This window comes from Paraburkholderia sp. BR13444, assembly GCF_040948755.1.
GTDB classification, from domain to species: Bacteria; Pseudomonadota; Gammaproteobacteria; order Burkholderiales; family Burkholderiaceae; genus Paraburkholderia; species Paraburkholderia youngii.
On record NZ_JBFPKM010000002.1, the window covers coordinates 496,458 to 513,894 of the forward strand.

The following is a 17,437-nucleotide window of genomic DNA, read 5'->3' on the forward strand; positions in this document are numbered from 1 at the left end:
AAGAGTCAGACACTGCTCGAAGTCTATACAGCCGGTTTTTGTTCCGCACCAATGTTATACTTCGAGCAATGTATGACTGGTCATCCGTCAACAGGCTCGCAGTAAACCTGCGGTAATCTCAATTTCGAGAGGAGAAATATGAATAAACTTTCAAAGCTCGCGTTCATTGCAGCTACCGCAGTTATGGCTGCATCCGCCATGGCGCAGTCGGTGCCGGCGTCGCGACAAGCTACCAACGACAACTGGGTGAATGGTACTGGCGAATACGTGTGGATGAACGGCACGAACGAGCTTTGCTGGCGCGATGCATTCTGGACGCCCGCAACGGCTAACGCCAAGTGCGACGGCGCTCTGGTTGCTCAGGCTCCGACCCCGCCGGCACCGGTCGCTCCGGCTCCGGCAATCTCCAGCGAAAAGATTACGTATCAAGCTGATGCGCTGTTCGACTTCGACAAGGCAATCCTGAAGCCGGCTGGCAAGGAACGTCTGAGCGAACTGGCATCGAAGATCCAAGGCATCAACCTCGAAGTCGTCGTTGCTACGGGCCACACCGACCGCATCGGTTCGGACGCTTACAACGACCGTCTGTCGCTGCGTCGTGCTCAAGCTGTGAAGGCCTTCCTGGTCAGCAAGGGCGTCGAAGCCAACCGTATCTACACGGAAGGCAAGGGCCGCCGCAACCCGGTTACCACCGGTTGCAACCAGAAGAACCGCAAGCAACTCATCGCCTGCCTCGCACCGGACCGCCGCGTGGAAGTCGAAGTTGTCGGTACGCCGAAGCAGTAAGCTGGAAAATTACCGCAGTATCGAAAGCCCCGCTCCGGCGGGGCTTTTTTTATGTGCGGGTGCCGCGACGTGGCGTGATGCGCGGCGGAGGTACACCCCGTTCCGCTACGAGCGGCTCGCAGCTCGGATTGGCAGCCGCTCGCTGGCGCGCTTTTGCCGCTCTTTCTCTTGCCCTATATACTCAGAGTTTATCCTCGAGCGTCCGCTCACCGCTTTCATCGAGGCAGCCTTCGCCATGACCAACGCCGATCCCCACGAACTACAGAAATTCAGCGACCTCGCGCATCGTTGGTGGGACCCGAACGCCGAATTCAAACCACTGCACGAACTGAATCCGATTCGCCTGCGCTGGATCGACGCGCACGCGCATCTCGCCGGCAAAAAGGTGCTCGATATCGGTTGCGGCGGCGGCATCCTGTCGGAATCGATGGCAGGCTTGGGCGCGCATGTTAAGGGCATCGACCTGTCGACGCAGGCACTCGGCGTCGCCGATCTTCACAGCCTTGAAAGCGGTGTAACTGTCGATTACGAAGAAATCGCGGCCGAGGCGCTGGCCGCGCGCGAACCGGGCACCTATGACGTGGTCACCTGCATGGAAATGCTCGAGCACGTGCCCAAGCCGGCCGCGATCGTCGAGGCCTGCAAGACTCTCGTGAAGCCAGGCGGCTGGGTGTTTTTCTCCACACTGAACCGCAACGTGAAGTCGTATCTGTTCGCGGTGATCGGCGCCGAATACATCGCGCGAATGCTGCCGAAGGGCACGCACGACTACGCGCGCTTCATCCGCCCGTCCGAACTCGCCGGCTTCGTGCGCGCCGCCGATCTGCGCACGGCCGACATCAAGGGCATCGTGTACAACCCGCTCAGCAAGCATTTCGCGCTGTCGTCCGACACGAGCGTCAACTACATGCTCGCCTGTCGCCGCGACGCCTGACCTGCCAGAACCGCCCCGATCCGCCGTATCCGAAACGAACAATGAGCGACCCGACTCCCCTGCCGCAACGCGACGACAACGACGACACGCTCGGCTTTTGCCTCGCCGTGCTTTTCGACCTCGACGGCACGCTTGCCGACACGGCGCCCGACCTCGCGGCAGCCGTCAATAAAATGCGCCACGACCGGGGACTCGAGATGGTGCCGCTCGAGAAGCTGCGCCCGCTCGCCTCGGCCGGAGCGCGCGGACTGATCTGCGGCGCGTTCGGCATCGGGCCCGATCATCACGAATTCGCATCGATGCGCGAGGAGTTTCTCGCGAACTACGAAGCGGACCTGTGCATCGAGACGACACTCTTTCCTGGCATCGCGGAAGTGCTCGATGAACTCGACGCGCGCGGCGTGCGCTGGGGCATCGTCACGAACAAGGTCGCGCGGCTCACCGAACCGCTCGTCGCGCAACTCGGGCTCGAGGAGCGCGCCGGCTGCGTGGTGAGCGGCGACACGACCCCACATTCGAAGCCGCACCCCGCGCCGCTGCTGCACGCGGCGCGTGAGCTGGACATCGCGCCGGAGCGCGTCGTTTATATCGGCGACGATCTGCGCGACGTGCAGGCCGGTTTTGCTGCCGGCATGAAAACCGTCGCCGCCGCGTACGGCTATTGCGGCAATGACATTCCGCCGTCACGGTGGCACGCGCAACACGTGGTGGAATCGACGGCCGAGTTGCAGACGCTGCTGCGCGACATTGTCTGACCAAGTCCGGCCAGCCAATGCGGGCGACGCGTGCCGTCGATCTATTGTAAAATCTCTTTTGGCTCATATATGTGAGCAACGAACCGCGGGGGCGACCTGGTTTCGACAGGGGTTGCGAAGCGGCTAGGGCATGTCGAGGACCCGTCACCTCGTTAATCAATGGGAAAAACGTAACTGCAAACGACGATACGTTCGCACTGGCAGCCTAAGGGCCGCCGTCCTCTGCCTAGTTCACTGACGGGCTAGTGTCGCAAGACCGGTAGCAATACCGACAGAGGTCATATACGTCAGTTAAGCCTTGGCGGCGTCACGACGTCCGGGTCGAAAATCTAGTGAATCGCCGTAGCGCAGCGTGTTCGTCCGCGTCGCTGCGGTTAAATCAAAAGACAGAACTAAACATGTAGAACTGGTCGTAGAGGACTTCTGGACGCGGGTTCGATTCCCGCCGCCTCCACCAAACACCTGGCACGTTCGCAATGAACGGCTCCGAAAAACCCCGGTAGCTTCGCGCTGCCGGGGTTTTTCATTTTCGGTACCGTCCGCGACCAACAACATGACCCGGTAGCACCGCCGGCTGCATGAGCAACTGGCCGGCGGCCACGGCGGCGCCGACCGACAAGCCGTCGGGCGACTGGACTCTAATTCCGAGCTCGGACGGCAAGCAGCGATGGGCGTACAAGGGCCATCTGCTGCACCACTACGCGGCCGATAAGCAGGCCGGCGATGCAAAGGGGGACGGCTTAAAGGACACAGCCGGTCCGCAAACTGCGCCACCATCGCACCCGCCACAAAGCACAACGCCGGCCCAAGGGCCGGCGTTGCGTCAAACCTCGAAGCTCGGGCGAAGCCCGCGCCGTTCCTTAGTCGTCCTTCGGGCACTGCAGATTGCAGCCGCTCGGATCGCCCATGTCACCGCGCTTGCGCGCTGCCGATCGTTTGCCGTGCTGATACTTGTCCGACGGCGCGGACGCGGCGAACGGCATCTGCGGATGCTCGTTGAGGCGGAATTCATCGTTCAGGATGCCCCCCGGCACGCCAGGCGAGTTTTGCGCGTAAGCGACGGAGACGGTGGCACAGAGCACACCAGCCGCGGCAGCGGCGGCGCATGCGTGGAAAAGAGCTTTCATGTTGGTTCGGCGCGGCTTGCGGCGCGGTTAGAGCGGATACGAAGCCAAGAGAGTAGCCCAAACCGGCTTGCCGCGCAGCAGCGCGCGCCGAGCGCCATCGAGTTTCTGATTACGAGCTCTTACGCCGCCGCTAAGCTAGCGCGCCGCCGAGCCCCTCGTCGAGATCGACGAGCCTGCCGCAGTCGCACGGATCGTAGCCGGCGAGCTGCTCGACACGATGATGAAACGCGCTGCCGCGCAACAGATTGATCACCGTCGCGAGCGGCGCGCGTGACAGGTGCGCGCGGTCGCACGCGAAGTAATAGTCCTCGTCGACGATCGGAATGAAGTCGAGCCCGAAATGATGCGCGGCGGGCTGCACGCCGAAGCCTATGTCCGCCATGCCGCTCGCGACGAACGCCGCGATCGCGGAGTGCGTCAGCTCGGTCGACGCATAGCCGTTCACGCGGTCCGGGTCCACCCCGATCTGTCGCAACGAAAGATCGAGCAGCATCCGCGTACCCGAGCCGGGCTGGCGGTTGACGAAACGGATGTCGTCGCGCGCCAGATCGCCGAGCCCACCGATTCCCTTGGGATTGCCCTTGCCGATGAAGAGCCCTTGCTTGCGGCGGGTCAGATGCACGAGCACATGCCGTTGCGGATCGAGCCAGCGCCGGTAGGTATCGGCGCACACCGCGCGAAACTCGCCGAGCGGCAGGTGAAAGCCCGCCAGATCGCACTCGCCGCGCGCGAGCGCGCTGACCGCGTCGGCGCCGTCGCGGTATTTGATCTCGACCGGCAGATCGTTGGCGACGAGTGCAGTCACGAGTGCGGCCACCGCATAACCGTGCGACGCGTGGATGCGCACGTTATCGGTGGGGGGCGCGAGCCAGCGGTTCAGATCGCTCGCCACTTCGCTCGCGAGCGCCTGCAGATTGCCGTCGAGCCGCTCACCGCAGAGCCGCTGCCCACGCAGCACCGCGTGTCCGAGGTCGGACAAAACCGAGCCGCGCCCCCGCTCTTTCGCTATCAGCGGACCGCCAAGCCGCTCCTCGATGTTGCGCAGCAAACCCCACGCGTGCCGGTAGGACAAACCCTTAAGCGCCGCCGCCTGCGCAATGCTGCCAGATTCATCGACAAGCGCGAGTAACGGCACCACGTCAGACAGGCTGGCCTCGCGGCCGTCCGCACCCTTCACGACCAGCTCGACCTGACATTCGATCCTGACCATATATGTTTGACCGTTTCCTATTGCACGCGCCGGTTAGCCCGCCTATCTTTCGGCTATACCATATCGAATAAGCGAAGCATACGTGCGCCTATTATGAATAACAAGTGCATATATCGCTTTGGAGGAGCCCCCACTTTGGACGATTCTCTCGCCACGGCGCCGGATCAGCTCGTGCAACGACACGCGCAACCGGGCCGCACGCTCATGACGATCCTGCATGCGATCCAGGACGAACTGGGCTTTGTGCCACCTGCCGCAGTCGGACCGCTCGCCCGCGCGTTGAACCTGTCGCGCGCGGAAGTGCACGGCGTCATCACCTACTACCACCACTTCCGCACCACGCCGGCCGCGCCCGTCACGGTACAGCTGTGCCGCGCCGAAGCATGCCGCAGCATGGGCACCGAGGCGCTCGCCCAGCACATCGAGGCGCACACGGGTTGCCGCTTCGACGCCGGTCACCATGACGGCGCGACGGTAGAGCTCGAATCGGTGTACTGCCTCGGCCAATGCGCGCTGTCTCCGGCGATGATGCTCAACGGCACGCTGCACGCACGCGTTACGCCACAGAAATTCGACGCGCTGCTCGCCGCAGCCAGCAAACGCGTGGAGGTGACGGCATGACGCGCATCTATGTTCCGCGAGATTCGTCGGCGCTCGCGCTCGGCGCCGATGCGCTGGCCGAAGCCATCGCCAGCGAAGCCGCGCGCCGTGGCATGGCGATCGAACTGATCCGCAACGGTTCGCGCGGGTTGCTGTGGCTCGAACCGCTGGTCGAAGTCGCGACGCCCGAAGGCCGCATCGGCTATGCAAATGTCGACGTGGAAGACGTCGCTGCGTTGTTCGACGCGGGCTTCGTCGACGGCGGCGAGCATGCGCGGCGCGTCGGCGTGGTCGACGAGATTCCGTATCTGAAGAAGCAGCAGCGCCTGACCTTCGCGCGGATCGGCATCACCGACCCGCTGTCCATCGACGACTACGTCTCACACGGCGGCCTCGAAGGCCTACGCAACGCGCTGCAAACCGACGGCGATGCCGCGTGCGAAGCGCTGATCCAATCCGGCCTGCGCGGCCGCGGCGGCGCGGCCTTCCCCGCCGGCATCAAGTGGCGCACGGTGCGCGGCGCGAAGGCCGCGCAGAAGTACGTCGTCTGCAATGCCGACGAAGGCGATTCGGGCACCTTCTCCGATCGCCTGGTGATGGAAAGCGATCCGTACGTGCTGATCGAGGGCATGATCATCGCGGGCATCGTGACTGGCGCAACCGTCGGCTACATCTATGTGCGCAGCGAATACCCGCACTCGATCGCGACGCTCGAAGCGGCCATCGCCCGCGCGCGCACAGCCGGCTGGCTCGGCGACAGCGTGCTCTCGAGCGGGCAGCGCTTCGAGCTGTTCGTCGCGAAAGGCGCGGGCTCGTATGTGTGCGGCGAAGAAACCGCGATGCTGGAATCGCTCGAAGGCAAGCGCGGCATCGTCCGCGCGAAGCCGCCGGTGCCCGCCCTCGTCGGTCTCTACGGCCAGCCCACCGTGATCAACAACGTGATCACGCTCGCCACGGTGCCGATCATCTTCGCGCGCGGCGCGGCGTTCTATAAGGACTTCGGCATGGGCCGCTCGCGCGGCACACTGCCGTTCCAACTGGCCGGCAACATCAAGCGAGGCGGCCTCGTCGAACTCGCGTTCGGCGTGACATTGCGCCAACTGCTCGACGACTTCGGCGGCGGCACCGCGAGTGGCCGACCGGCGCGCGCAGTGCAGGTCGGCGGTCCGCTCGGCACATATTTGCCGGAAAGCCAGTGGGACATCCCGATGGACTACGAAGCGTACGCGGCAGTCGGCGCGGTGATCGGCCATGGCGGTCTTGTCGTGCATGACGACACGTCGAACCTGGCCGAGCTCGCGCAATACGCGATGCACTTCTGCGCGCTCGAATCGTGCGGCAAATGCACACCGTGCCGGATCGGCTCGACGCGCGGCGTCGAAGTGATCGCGCGGATTCGTAATGGCGATACCTCGACGCGTCAGGTGCAACTGCTGCGCGATCTGTGCGACACGATGGTGTCCGGTTCGCTGTGCGCGATGGGCGGCATGACGCCGTTCCCGGTGCTGTCCGCGCTCGATCATTTCCCTGAAGACTTCGGTCTCGCCGCCGATCCCACTGCCGACCACGCCAGCAAAGCGGCCGCGGCCTGACACCAGGAGTTCACCATGTCCGACCAGTTCAACTCTCCCGTCCCCATGGGGGGCGGCTGCGGCTCAGGCAACTGCGCTTGCAAGTCGCAAGCGCAGGCACGCGCCGCCAACCCATTCTTCGACGACACCGACTACGGCACCCCCGCCCGTCACTCGGACATCGACGTGACGCTCGAGATCGACGGCCAGGCGGTGACCGTGCCCGCCGGCACGTCGGTGATGCGCGCGGCGGCCGAAGCCGGCGTCAACGTGCCGAAGCTGTGCGCGACCGATTCGCTCGAACCGTTCGGCTCATGCCGTCTGTGTCTGGTCGAAATCGAAGGACGGCGCGGTTATCCCGCCTCATGCACGACGCCGGTCGAAGCCGGCATGAAGGTGCGCACGCAGACCGACCGTCTGCAGACGCTGCGTCGCAACGTGATGGAGCTGTACATCTCCGATCATCCGCTCGATTGCCTGACCTGCCCCGCCAACGGCGACTGCGAACTGCAGGACATGGCCGGCGTGACGGGCTTGCGCGAAGTGCGCTACGGCTTCGACGGCGAGAATCACCTGAAGGACAGGAAGGACGAATCGAATCCGTACTTCACGTACGACCCGTCGAAGTGCATCGTCTGCAATCGGTGCGTGCGCGCGTGCGAGGAAACCCAGGGCACGTTCGCGCTGACGATCACCGGACGCGGTTTCGAATCGCGCGTCGCGGCGAGCGAGAACCAGCCGTTCATGGAATCGGAGTGCGTGTCGTGCGGCGCGTGCGTGGCCGCGTGCCCGACCGCGACCTTGCAGGAAAAGACCGTCGTGATGCTCGGCCAGCCCGAGCACTCGGTCGTCACCACTTGCGCATATTGCGGCGTCGGCTGCTCGTTCAAGGCCGAGATGAAGGGCAATCAAGTCGTGCGGATGGTGCCGCACAAGAACGGCCAGGCCAACGAAGGCCATGCATGCGTGAAGGGCCGCTTCGCGTGGGGCTACGCGACGCACAAGGACCGCATCACCAGGCCGATGATCCGCGCGAAGATCACCGACCCTTGGCGCGAAGTCAGCTGGGACGAAGCGATCTCGTACGCGGCATCGGAATTCCGTCGCATCCAGGCGAAGCATGGGCGCGATTCGATCGGCGGCATCACGTCGTCGCGCTGCACGAACGAAGAAACGTACCTCGTGCAGAAGCTCGTGCGCGCCGCGTTCGGCAATAACAACGTCGACACCTGCGCGCGAGTCTGCCATTCGCCGACCGGCTACGGCCTGAAGACGACGATCGGCGAATCGGCGGGCACCCAGACGTTCGCCTCGGTCGATAAGGCCGACGTCATCATGGTGATCGGTGCGAATCCCACCGACGGCCACCCGGTGTTCGCCTCGCGCCTGAAGCGCCGCGTGCGCGAGGGTGCGAAGCTGATCGTGGTCGATCCGCGCCGCATCGATATCGTCGATACGCCGCACGTGAAGGCGTCGCATCATCTGCAATTGCGGCCCGGCACCAACGTCGCGATCATCAATGCGCTCGCGCATGTGATCGTCACCGAAGGCCTGCTCGACGAAGCGTTCATCGCCGAGCGCTGCGAAACGCGCGCGTTCGAGCAGTGGCGCGATTTCGTCGCGCTGCCGGAGAACTCGCCGGAAGCGACCGAAGCGGCAACCGGCGTGCCCGCGCAACAGGTGCGCGAAGCCGCGCGCATCTACGCGAGCGCCGGCAACGCCGCGATCTACTACGGCCTCGGTGTCACCGAACACGCGCAAGGCTCGACGATGGTGATCGGCATCGCGAACCTCGCGATGGCGACCGGCAACATCGGCCGCGAAGGTGTCGGCGTGAATCCGCTGCGCGGCCAGAACAACGTGCAGGGCTCGTGCGACATGGGCTCGTTCCCGCACGAGCTGCCCGGCTATCGGCACATCGGCGATCCGCTCGTGCGCACGCAGTTCGAAAACGCCTGGAACGTCACGCTGCACCCGGAACCGGGCCTGCGCATTCCGAACATGTTCGACGCTGCGCTGCACGGCAGCTTCAAGGGCCTGTACTGCCAGGGCGAGGACATCGTGCAGTCGGACCCGAACACGCATCACGTGGCGGCGGCGCTGTCGTCGATGGAATGCATCGTCGTGCAGGACATCTTCCTGAACGAGACCGCCAAGTACGCCCACGTGCTGCTGCCCGGCTCGTCGTTCCTCGAAAAGGACGGCACGTTCACCAATGCCGAGCGCCGCATCTCGCGCGTGCGCAAGGTGATGCCGCCGCTCGGCGGGTACGCGGACTGGGAAGTCACGCAGCTGCTGTCGCGCGCGCTCGGCTACGAGATGGACTACACCCATCCGTCCGAGATCATGGACGAAATCGCACGGCTCACGCCGACCTTCCACGGCGTGTCGTTCCAGAAGATCGACGAACTGGGCAGCATCCAGTGGCCATGCAACGAGGACGCGCCCGACGGCACGCCGACGATGCACGTCGGTACTTTCGTGCGCGGCAAGGGCAGGTTCGTGATCACGAAGTTCATCGCCTCGCCGGAGAAGGTCACGCGCAAGTATCCGCTGCTGCTGACGACCGGCCGCATCCTGTCGCAGTACAACGTCGGCGCGCAGACGCGCCGCACCGACAACTCGCTGTGGCATGACGAAGACCGGCTCGAACTGCATCCGGACGATGCGGAGGAACGCGGTATCAAGACCGGCGACTGGGTCGGCATCGAATCGCGCGCGGGGCAGACCGTGTTGCGCGCGAAAGTGACGGAGCGCATGCAGCCGGGCGTCGTCTATACGACGTTCCACTTCCCCGAATCGGGCGCGAACGTGATCACGACCGACAGCTCCGACTGGGCGACCAACTGCCCCGAATACAAGGTGACCGCGGTGCAGGTGATGCCGGTCGAGCAGCCGTCGCAATGGCAGAAGGACTATTCGCGCTTCAGCAGCGAACAGCTCGATCTGCTGAAACGGCGCGAGCAGGCCGATTCGGCCGCGGCCGTTACCGCGGGCAAGTGAGGCGAGCCATGGACAATCGGAATCTGATCGACATGGCGAACCGGATCGGCGACTTCTTCGAGTCGATGCCCGACCACGAGGAAGCGCTGACCGGCGTCGCCGAACACATCCGCCGCTTCTGGGAGCCGCGCATGCGTCGCGCGCTGCTCGCAACGCTCGACGAAGCGCCGGACACCTATGGCATCGCGCTAACGAACTTCACGCGCGAGGCGATCGTCAGGTATCGCGAGAAGTTGACGCCGGCCCAGGCGTCGGCGGCCTAGGCTTAGACTTAGCCCATTTTCTCAACCACCGTGGCACGGCGGCGAAATCCGCTGCCGCGTAACAGGCGACCCTGATCACAGCGTCGCCTGCTCGTGTATCTCTCCCCCCACCGCAAACCACGCCTCGCAGTGCCGTACTAGACCGTGCAGGTCCGAGCCGGTGCGTCCGCGCGCGCTGATATAGCCGTCGGGCCGCACCAGATAAAACGACGGCCGCGTACGCCCATACGATTCGGACAGCGCCGGCCCGCCGTCGCCGCTCGTATCGGTAACGCGCCAGATCCGCACCGCGTTCGGCAGCAGCCGCTCGACCTCGGCGGCGAGCTTTTCCACCTCCGGGTCCGGCGGCGCCGCATGCTTCGCGGCCGGATCGAGCGGCGTGCCATCGACGGGCAGCGGCGGCACCAGCAGAAACAGCGAGAAGAACGCCGGATCGTGCAGATCGAAAATGCAGCCGACGCCGGGCGCGCGCCCGAGCGGACCGTCGACGACATGCACTAGCGCATCGGGCGCGCGCTCGCCCGCGCGCGGGCCGCCGTCGAGCACGCGTTCGAGCGTCAGCGGACTGCGCCGGTACTGGATCGCCAGCTCGCTGATCGTCGCGCGCGCGGCATCGCGCAGCGGCCCGAGTGCGGCCAGCACCGGCATCACGCGCTCGCGCAGCAGCTTCAGCGGGCCGTGATCGGCCTCGGCCATCTGCGTGATAAAGCCGGTCTGCCGCAGCACGTCGCGCTCGATCGGATGCCGTTCGGCGTGGTACGTGTCGAGCAGGCGATCCGGCGCCGCGCCGCCGATCACACGCGCGAGCTTCCAGCCGAGATTGAGCGCTTCCTGGATGCCGGTGTTCATGCCCTGCGCGCCCGCGGGGCTGTGCACGTGCGCGGCATCGCCGGCGAGGAAGATGCGGCCCACGCGCAGCCGATCGACCATCCGGCTATTCACGTGGAAATACGCCGACCACGCGAGATCGGACACGTCGACGCGCTCGCGCACGCGTCGCGCAATCAGCGCCTTGCATTGTTCGAGCGACGGCACTGCGGGGGTGGCGGGCGGGGTGGCGCTGCCGGACGGCTCGACCGCATGATCGGCGATCAGTCGATGACGGCCGTGGCCCATCGGAAACAGCGCGACGAGACCGTCGCCCGACGCGAAGATATGGAACTCGTCGTCGGGCCAGTCGGTTTCCGCGTGCAGGTCGGCGAGCAGGAAGGTCTGCTCGAAGGTCTTGCCCTCGAAGTTCAGGCCGAGGCGATGGCGAATCGAGCTATGCGCGCCGTCGGCGGCGATCATGTATGACGGGCGCATGCCTTCCGTACGGCCGTCCGCGCGGCGCAGGGTCGCCTGAATGCTCGCGGAGCCTTGCATGAACGCCATCAGTTCGACGCCGCGCTCGACCTTCACGCCGAGCGTCGCCAGATGCTCGGTGAGAAGCCGTTCGGTCACCGACTGGTCGAGAAACAGCAGATAGGGATAGCGCGTGTGCAGCGGGTCGAAATCGAGCTGCGCAAGCCGCATGCCGTTCGAAAACAGATTCGCGACGCGCGCGCGATGGCCGAGTTCGAGAAACGGCTCGATCAGCCGATGCTGCTCGAGCAGCTCGAGCGTGCGTGCCTGAATGCCGATCGCGCGCGAGTAAGGGTTCGGCTGCGGCGCCTTGTCGATCAGACGCACGGGGATGTGAGCACGCGCGAGACTCATCGCTGCGGCAAGTCCAGTGGGACCGGCCCCGACGATCAGCACCGGCGACGCGTCGTAGGCGGCAGCGTCCATGCGGAACTCCGGAGGCAACAATGCGTTCAGTGTACGCCGCCGCTCTCGCGCACACCGGTGCGCTGCATCAATCGCGCAGAAGGGACGCCGCGGCGCTGCAGAGGCGCCTGCGAGCCGCGCAAATCCGGGCCCCTTGCGCAAGTATGGGAAAATGCGGCCCAGTCTGATTGATCCGAATGCCCTCCCCGTCATGCAACCTGTATTTGACCGCGCGTTTGCGGCGCATCGTGACGGCCGCCTCGACGACGCCGAACGCGACTACCGCGCCACGCTCGACCACGACCCCAGCCATGTCGATGCGCTGCATCTGCTCGGCGTGCTGCGCCACCAGCAGGGCCAGCACGCCGAAGCCGCGGCGCTCGTGCGGCGCGCGGTCGACCTGCGCCCCGAAGACGCGGCGCTGCAGCTGAACCTCGGCAATGCGCTGAAGGCGCTCGGCCAGATCGACGCCGCGATCGAGCAGTTCCGCAACGCGCTGACGCTCGCGCCGACGTTCCCGATGGCGCACTACAACCTCGGCAACGCATACGCGTCGCTGGGCCGTCACGAAGACGCCGCCGATGCGTTCGAACGCTCGCTGCGCCTGCAGCCGGATGACGCGTCGTCGCACAACAATCTCGGCAATGCGCTGCACGCGCTCGGCCGTCATGCGGACGCGATCGCGTCGTTCCGGCGCGCGCTCGAACTGCGCCCCGGTCACGCGGGCGCGCTGAACAACATGGGCATGTCGCTGAACGCGCTCGATCGGCCGAACGAAGCGGTGCCCTGCTTCGAGGCCGCGCTCGCCGCCGAGCCGCGCTTCGTCGCCGCGCACTTCAACCTCGCGAACACGTTCGATGCGACCGGCCGACATGAGCAGGCAGTCGCGTCATTCGAAGCGGCGCTGCGGCTGCAGCCGAACCTGCCGCCCGCGATCTACGGCATGGGCAACGCGCTCGCGGCGCTCGGCCGGGCCGAGCAGGCCTTGCCGTATCTGGAGCGCGCGGTCGGGCTCGATCCGCAATTCGCGCTCGCGTGGCTCGCGCTCGGCACCGCGCACCAGGCGCTCGGCGCGCACGCGGCCGCGGTGCGCGCGCTCGATCAGGCGTTGCGGCTGCGCCCCGACCTCGCGTCCGCGCATATGAACCGAGCGCTCGCGTGGCTTGCGATGCGCGACTTCGAGCGCGGTCTGCCCGAATACGAATGGCGCCTGCAAACCGTCGCGCAACCGGCGATCCAGACGCTGCCGCGCTGGCACGGCGAGTCAATCGACGAGTACACGCTGCTGATCCATGCCGAACAGGGTTTCGGCGACACGCTGCAATTCGTGCGCTTCGTGCCGCTCGCCGCGCAACGCGCCGCGCGCGTCGTGCTCGAAGTGCAGCCGCAGTTGGTGCCGCTGCTCGCGCCCGTCGCGCAGGCATGGCGCGTCTCGCTGATCGCGCAAGGTCAGCCGCGCCCCGCCGCCGATCTGCAGATTCCGCTGCTGAGCCTGCCGCTCGCGCTCGGCACGCGCTACGACACGATCGAAGCGCGCACGCCCTATCTGAGCGTGCCGCCGGCCTATCGCCGCAAATGGCGCGGCTCGCTCGGCGGTCAGGCGAAGCGCAAGATCGGGCTCGCGTGGTCGGGGCGCATCCAGCGCAACGAAACCCGCACGATGCCGCTCGCCGCGCTGGAGCCGCTGTTCGCGCTCGACGGCATCGACTGGATCGTGCTGCAGCCCGATCTGTCCGAAGTCGAACGCGCGGCGCTCGACGCACATCCGCGCGCGGCCGCGATCCATCGCTTCGACCACCGCATCGGCGACTTCGCGGATACCGCGGCGATCGTCGAGCGGCTCGACGCGGTGGTGTCGATCGACACCTCGATCGCGCACCTTGCCGGCGCGCTGCGCAAGCCGCTGTGGCTGATGCTGCCGTTCGCCGCCGACTGGCGCTGGTTCGACGGCGACACGCGCAGCCCGTGGTATCCGGGCGCGACGCTGGTGCGTCAGCCGCGGCCGGGCGCGTGGGATGAAGTCGTCGAAGCGGTCGCCAACGAATTGCGCCACGGGTAGCGACGGACCACGCTCCGCCAACAAGCAAAAACCCCGCTTTCGTGGGGTTTTTGGTTTCAGAACATCGGGCGAACCCGTCAGGCCGCCCGATACTGATTGCGCGCCTCCGGCGTGCGATACAGGAACAGCGTCGCGAGCAGACCGCAGATCGCCGCCACGCCGAGGACGAGACCCGGCGCCGCCTTGTTGTTGGTCACGTGGATCAGCAGCGTGGCGATGGCCGGCGTGAAGCCGCCGATCGTCGTCGCGAGACTGTACGCGAGCGAGAAGCCGGCGGTCCGCACTTCGACCGGCATCACTTCGGTCAGCGCGACGACCATCGCGCCGTTGTAGCAGCCATACAGGAACGACAGCCACAGCTGCACGGCGAGCAGACGCGCGAACGACGGCTCGGCGACGAGCCATTGCAGCGCCGGATACGCGGTGAGGATCGTCAGGATCGTGAACGCGAGCAGCACCGGACGGCGGCCGATGCGATCGGACAACGCGCCGGACACCGGCAGCCAGATCAGGTTCGAGATACCGACGCAGACGGTGACGACCAGCGCGTCGATCGCCGTCAGCTTCAGCACCTCCTTGCCAAAGGTCGGCGTATAAGCCGTGATCATGTAAAACGACACGGTCGTCATGACGACCATGCCCATGCCGCCCAGCACTACGGGATAGTTCGCGGCCATCGACTTCAGGATCTCGCCCATGCCCGGACGATGCTTGCGAGCCGTGAACTCCTCGGTCTCCTGCAGCGAGCGGCGGATGATGAACAGGAACGGCACGATCAGACAGCCGATCAGGAACGGCACGCGCCAGCCCCACGCGAACATCTGGTCGGCGGGAAGAATCTTGTTGAGCCCCACGCCGATCAGCGCGGCGAATACCACCGCGACCTGCTGGCTGCCCGACTGCCACGAGCAATAGAAGCCCTTGTTGCCCTTCGTCGCGATCTCCGACAGATACACCGACACGCCGCCGAGCTCGGCGCCGGCCGAGAAACCTTGCAGCAGCCGGCCGAACAGCACGAGCACGGGCGCCACGAGTCCGATGGTCGCGTAGCCCGGTATCGTCGCGACCGTCAGCGTGCCGAGCGCCATCAGGCTCAGCGTAAGGATCAGGCCTTTGCGGCGGCCGTGATGGTCGATGTAGGCGCCGAGCACGATCGCACCGAGCGGACGCATCAGGAAGCCCGCGCCGAATACGGACAGCGACAGCATCAGCGACGCGAAATCGCTGCCGCTCGGGAAGTAGGTCTTGGCGATCGCGGAAGCGTAGTAGCCATAGACCATGAAGTCGTACATCTCAAGAAAGTTGCCGCTGACGACGCGGAACACTGTCTTGACCTTGGATTCTTTGGTATTGGAAGCGGCGTGGGTCGCGGTAGACATGACACTCTCGGAGAGGCCCGCCGCCCAGTCGGACGGATCGACGCGGACGGTGACGAGCGGGCAGTTGGAACGATCCACTGCGCTTGGCAAGCGGATCACACAGGCGCACACGCGGTTATCGATTAGTGAAGCGCGCCTGGGGGCGCCGCATATTGCTGTCTACGGCGTTCATCCGGGATCAGGGTAAACGCTGAGCTTGATGCGTGGCCGATGCCACGTAATGTTACTGCTGATAAGGTCGACGCGAAACGCATACAGTTTGCTTACGCGCGACACCTGCGGGCGGCGGTAGACTGCCCGCGCAAGCCATTCAGTTGATTACTTCGATGCAAGCCACCCCTGCTCTTTCCCTGCGCCCCGCCACGCTCGAGGACGCCGCGCTGATCGCGTCGATCCACAGCGCCAGCTGGCAGGCGACCTATCGCGGTCTGTTGCCCGACGCGTTCCTCGACGGCGAAGTCACGCGCGAACGCGCCGCCTATTGGGAAGCGCGTCTCGGCGCGCCGGGCGGCGAGCGCCGCATCGTGCTGATCGCCGAATTGGACGGCGAGCCGATCGGCTTCGTGTGTGTCGAGCGACAGCCCGAGTCCGCATGGGGCGTGCTGCTCGACAACCTGCATGCGCTGCCCGGTTATCAGGGCATCGGCGTCGGCAAAACATTGATGCACGCAGCCGTTGACTGGACCCGCGCCCAAGGCGAGGCACAGCTGTATCTGTACGTGCTCGAGGGCAATACGGCGGCGATCGGCTTTTACGAGCGGCACGGCTGGCAGTTGGTCGGCGCGGAGCCCGACCATATGGGCGGCGTCGATATCACCGCGCTGCGCTACGTGTACCGGTTGAAGCCGTGAGCATCGAAGTTGAACGCACGTGCAGCGCGCCCGTGATGTCCCCGTTTTCGGAGTCATCTGAAGGGTGGACAAGGTAGTTTCGAGGCACGATATTCTGTCGCCGATGGCTTCATCGGTCCCCTACAGATTCCGTCCCTGCCTCGCCGGTCGTCCTGTCACGAGACACCGGAAGAAACCGATGACCAGCACGCCGCTCACCTTGATCGAAGGCGCATTCGCCCTTCCCCCTCTCCGTCCGTTCAATCAACTTTCCGAACGGTTCGGCCGCGATTGGGCGTTGCTGCCCGACGCTCAGTGCTGGCGAGCCGGAATCGATTCGCTGTATGCCGCGCTGCTGCGCACCGACTGCGTCGAGGATCAGCCGTTGCTGTCGTATGGGCAGTGGGTGTCGATCGAGGGCGCGCTGAGCGGCGTGAAGCGTCCGGCCGCGGCTCCGGTCGCGGACGCTGCGGAAGCGGCGCATACCGCGACGGTGACGCGTCCCGCTATGCAACGGAAGGTGCCTCAGGGTCCAATGCGTATCGCGCTCAAGGCCCGCTCGCCGCGAATCGCGCAGCGGCGCTCAGTTTGGAATCGACGTACTGTCGCGGCGAGTGCCGGGGTAGTCGGCTGCGTCGCGGCGCTAGTGTGGTGGATCGTCGATCAGCCTCTGGCGCCGCGGCACATGGGCTCCGAGATGCTGAAGTCGGCACAGGCTTTGATGCCGCATCGCGATGCGCCGGTGATTGCCGAGGCCGTCACACCGGCTGCTGTGCTTCCGCCATTACCTGTCGACGTGGCCGCCGCTGCACCCGCGCCCATAGCGGCCTTGCCTCAGCGCAACACCACGCGAAATCCGCGCACGCCGCGTGATGCGATTCACTCCTCGCCTGCGCGTCGTGCGCTTCGCGCGCAAACGCGTCCGCTTTCGGTAAATCGCCATGCCGCAAACGAGTCGTCGCATGAAGCGCGCGTTCGAACCCGGTTCGGCGATGACGAATACGCCGATGTGACGACCTTCGCGATGATGTCTTCACGCGACGCCGCGCCGCTGCCGCGCTCCACCGTGTCGAACGATCGGCCGGCGGACAGCACCGAGTGGATGAATCACATATCGCAGCGACGCGTCACCGAAATCCCGGAACAATTCGCGCAATGATCGCCGCCTGCC

The 17,437-nt window shown here is 65.5% G+C and carries 14 protein-coding genes, 1 other RNA gene and 1 pseudogene; 12 read left to right on the top strand and 4 right to left on the bottom strand.

Going from position 1 to position 17,437, the window contains the following annotated elements; genetic code table 11:
• The first annotated feature begins 138 nt into the window (after positions 1–138).
• From ompA to AB3X95_RS06635, 5 genes and pseudogenes are all read left to right on the top strand, one after another.
• Positions 139–786, top strand: coding sequence for an outer membrane protein OmpA (ompA, locus tag AB3X95_RS06615; RefSeq protein WP_026228725.1), 648 nt, complete (start codon positions 139–141; stop codon positions 784–786).
• A gap of 235 nt (positions 787–1,021) precedes the next feature.
• A complete protein-coding gene (gene ubiG, locus AB3X95_RS06620) occupies positions 1,022–1,720 on the top strand; it encodes a bifunctional 2-polyprenyl-6-hydroxyphenol methylase/3-demethylubiquinol 3-O-methyltransferase UbiG (protein WP_184226316.1) in 699 nt (232 codons plus the stop codon).
• A 41-nt stretch (positions 1,721–1,761) separates the two neighbouring features.
• Entirely contained in the window at positions 1,762–2,475 is a 714-nt protein-coding gene (gene gph / locus AB3X95_RS06625; RefSeq protein WP_368620934.1) for a phosphoglycolate phosphatase, read from the top strand.
• 87 nt (positions 2,476–2,562) lie between these two features.
• Positions 2,563–2,932: a transfer-messenger RNA gene (ssrA, locus tag AB3X95_RS06630) on the top strand.
• A gap of 85 nt (positions 2,933–3,017) precedes the next feature.
• Positions 3,018–3,224, top strand: a pseudogene (locus AB3X95_RS06635) (hypothetical protein); the annotation flags it as partial.
• Between the two features lie 111 nt (positions 3,225–3,335).
• Here AB3X95_RS06635 and AB3X95_RS06640 read toward each other — a convergent pair.
• Positions 3,336–3,602 (bottom strand): hypothetical protein, encoded by a 267-nt coding sequence (locus AB3X95_RS06640; protein ID WP_176369263.1) that lies wholly within the window; start codon positions 3,600–3,602, stop codon positions 3,336–3,338.
• Positions 3,603–3,732: 130 nt separating this feature from the next.
• Positions 3,733–4,812 (bottom strand): substrate-binding domain-containing protein, encoded by a 1,080-nt coding sequence (locus tag AB3X95_RS06645; protein ID WP_176124356.1) that lies wholly within the window; start codon positions 4,810–4,812, stop codon positions 3,733–3,735.
• Positions 4,813–4,947: 135 nt separating this feature from the next.
• Between AB3X95_RS06645 and AB3X95_RS06650 the strand changes: the two genes are divergently transcribed.
• Genes AB3X95_RS06650 through AB3X95_RS06665 form a run of 4 tightly spaced genes read left to right on the top strand, consistent with a single transcriptional unit; the run spans position 4,948 to position 10,249 of the window.
• The gene (locus tag AB3X95_RS06650) at positions 4,948–5,433 is read left to right on the top strand and encodes an NAD(P)H-dependent oxidoreductase subunit E (protein WP_176124357.1); all 486 of its coding nucleotides are present in this window, start codon (positions 4,948–4,950) and stop codon (positions 5,431–5,433) included.
• A complete protein-coding gene (locus tag AB3X95_RS06655; protein WP_368620935.1) occupies positions 5,430–7,004 on the top strand; it encodes a formate dehydrogenase beta subunit in 1,575 nt (524 codons plus the stop codon). Before AB3X95_RS06650 ends, AB3X95_RS06655 begins: the two co-directional genes overlap by 4 nt.
• A gap of 15 nt (positions 7,005–7,019) precedes the next feature.
• Positions 7,020–9,986, top strand: coding sequence for a formate dehydrogenase subunit alpha (fdhF, locus tag AB3X95_RS06660; RefSeq protein ID WP_368620936.1), 2,967 nt, complete (start codon positions 7,020–7,022; stop codon positions 9,984–9,986).
• An 8-nt stretch (positions 9,987–9,994) separates the two neighbouring features.
• Positions 9,995–10,249: a formate dehydrogenase subunit delta gene (locus tag AB3X95_RS06665; protein WP_176369260.1), complete on the top strand. Its 255-nt coding sequence runs from the start codon at positions 9,995–9,997 to the stop codon at positions 10,247–10,249.
• Positions 10,250–10,324: 75 nt separating this feature from the next.
• On the opposite strand, the gene AB3X95_RS06670 is transcribed toward AB3X95_RS06665, so the two are convergent.
• Positions 10,325–12,019, bottom strand: a complete 1,695-nt coding sequence (locus tag AB3X95_RS06670; RefSeq protein WP_184226319.1) for an FAD-dependent monooxygenase — start codon at positions 12,017–12,019, stop codon at positions 10,325–10,327.
• Positions 12,020–12,209: 190 nt separating this feature from the next.
• On the opposite strand from AB3X95_RS06670, the gene AB3X95_RS06675 reads away from it, so the two are divergent.
• The gene (locus AB3X95_RS06675; RefSeq protein ID WP_368620937.1) at positions 12,210–14,057 is read left to right on the top strand and encodes a tetratricopeptide repeat protein; all 1,848 of its coding nucleotides are present in this window, start codon (positions 12,210–12,212) and stop codon (positions 14,055–14,057) included.
• 77 nt (positions 14,058–14,134) lie between these two features.
• Here the strand turns inward: AB3X95_RS06675 and AB3X95_RS06680 are convergent, their stop codons facing one another.
• Entirely contained in the window at positions 14,135–15,436 is a 1,302-nt protein-coding gene (locus AB3X95_RS06680) for an MFS transporter (RefSeq protein WP_176124363.1), read from the bottom strand.
• A gap of 326 nt (positions 15,437–15,762) precedes the next feature.
• Between AB3X95_RS06680 and AB3X95_RS06685 the strand changes: the two genes are divergently transcribed.
• Positions 15,763–16,287: an N-acetyltransferase family protein gene (locus AB3X95_RS06685; protein WP_368620938.1), complete on the top strand. Its 525-nt coding sequence runs from the start codon at positions 15,763–15,765 to the stop codon at positions 16,285–16,287.
• Positions 16,288–16,465: 178 nt separating this feature from the next.
• Complete coding sequence (locus tag AB3X95_RS06690) at positions 16,466–17,425, top strand: hypothetical protein (RefSeq protein ID WP_368620939.1); 960 nt, start codon at positions 16,466–16,468, stop codon at positions 17,423–17,425.
• Positions 17,426–17,437: the final 12 nt, after the last annotated feature.

Bases quoted from the DNA above. Each gene is read 5' to 3' on its own strand.
- ompA (WP_026228725.1), top strand. From the start codon at position 139: ATGAATAAACTTTCAAAGCTCGCGTTCATTGCAGCTACCGCAGTTATG.
- ubiG (WP_184226316.1), top strand. From the start codon at position 1,022: ATGACCAACGCCGATCCCCACGAACTACAGAAATTCAGCGACCTCGCG.
- gph (WP_368620934.1), top strand. From the start codon at position 1,762: ATGAGCGACCCGACTCCCCTGCCGCAACGCGACGACAACGACGACACG.
- AB3X95_RS06640 (WP_176369263.1), bottom strand. From the start codon at position 3,602: ATGAAAGCTCTTTTCCACGCATGCGCCGCCGCTGCCGCGGCTGGTGTG.
- AB3X95_RS06645 (WP_176124356.1), bottom strand. From the start codon at position 4,812: ATGGTCAGGATCGAATGTCAGGTCGAGCTGGTCGTGAAGGGTGCGGAC.
- AB3X95_RS06655 (WP_368620935.1), top strand. From the start codon at position 5,430: ATGACGCGCATCTATGTTCCGCGAGATTCGTCGGCGCTCGCGCTCGGC.
- fdhF (WP_368620936.1), top strand. From the start codon at position 7,020: ATGTCCGACCAGTTCAACTCTCCCGTCCCCATGGGGGGCGGCTGCGGC.
- AB3X95_RS06665 (WP_176369260.1), top strand. From the start codon at position 9,995: ATGGACAATCGGAATCTGATCGACATGGCGAACCGGATCGGCGACTTC.
- AB3X95_RS06670 (WP_184226319.1), bottom strand. From the start codon at position 12,019: ATGGACGCTGCCGCCTACGACGCGTCGCCGGTGCTGATCGTCGGGGCC.
- AB3X95_RS06675 (WP_368620937.1), top strand. From the start codon at position 12,210: ATGCAACCTGTATTTGACCGCGCGTTTGCGGCGCATCGTGACGGCCGC.
- AB3X95_RS06680 (WP_176124363.1), bottom strand. From the start codon at position 15,436: ATGTCTACCGCGACCCACGCCGCTTCCAATACCAAAGAATCCAAGGTC.
- AB3X95_RS06685 (WP_368620938.1), top strand. From the start codon at position 15,763: ATGCAAGCCACCCCTGCTCTTTCCCTGCGCCCCGCCACGCTCGAGGAC.
- AB3X95_RS06690 (WP_368620939.1), top strand. From the start codon at position 16,466: ATGACCAGCACGCCGCTCACCTTGATCGAAGGCGCATTCGCCCTTCCC.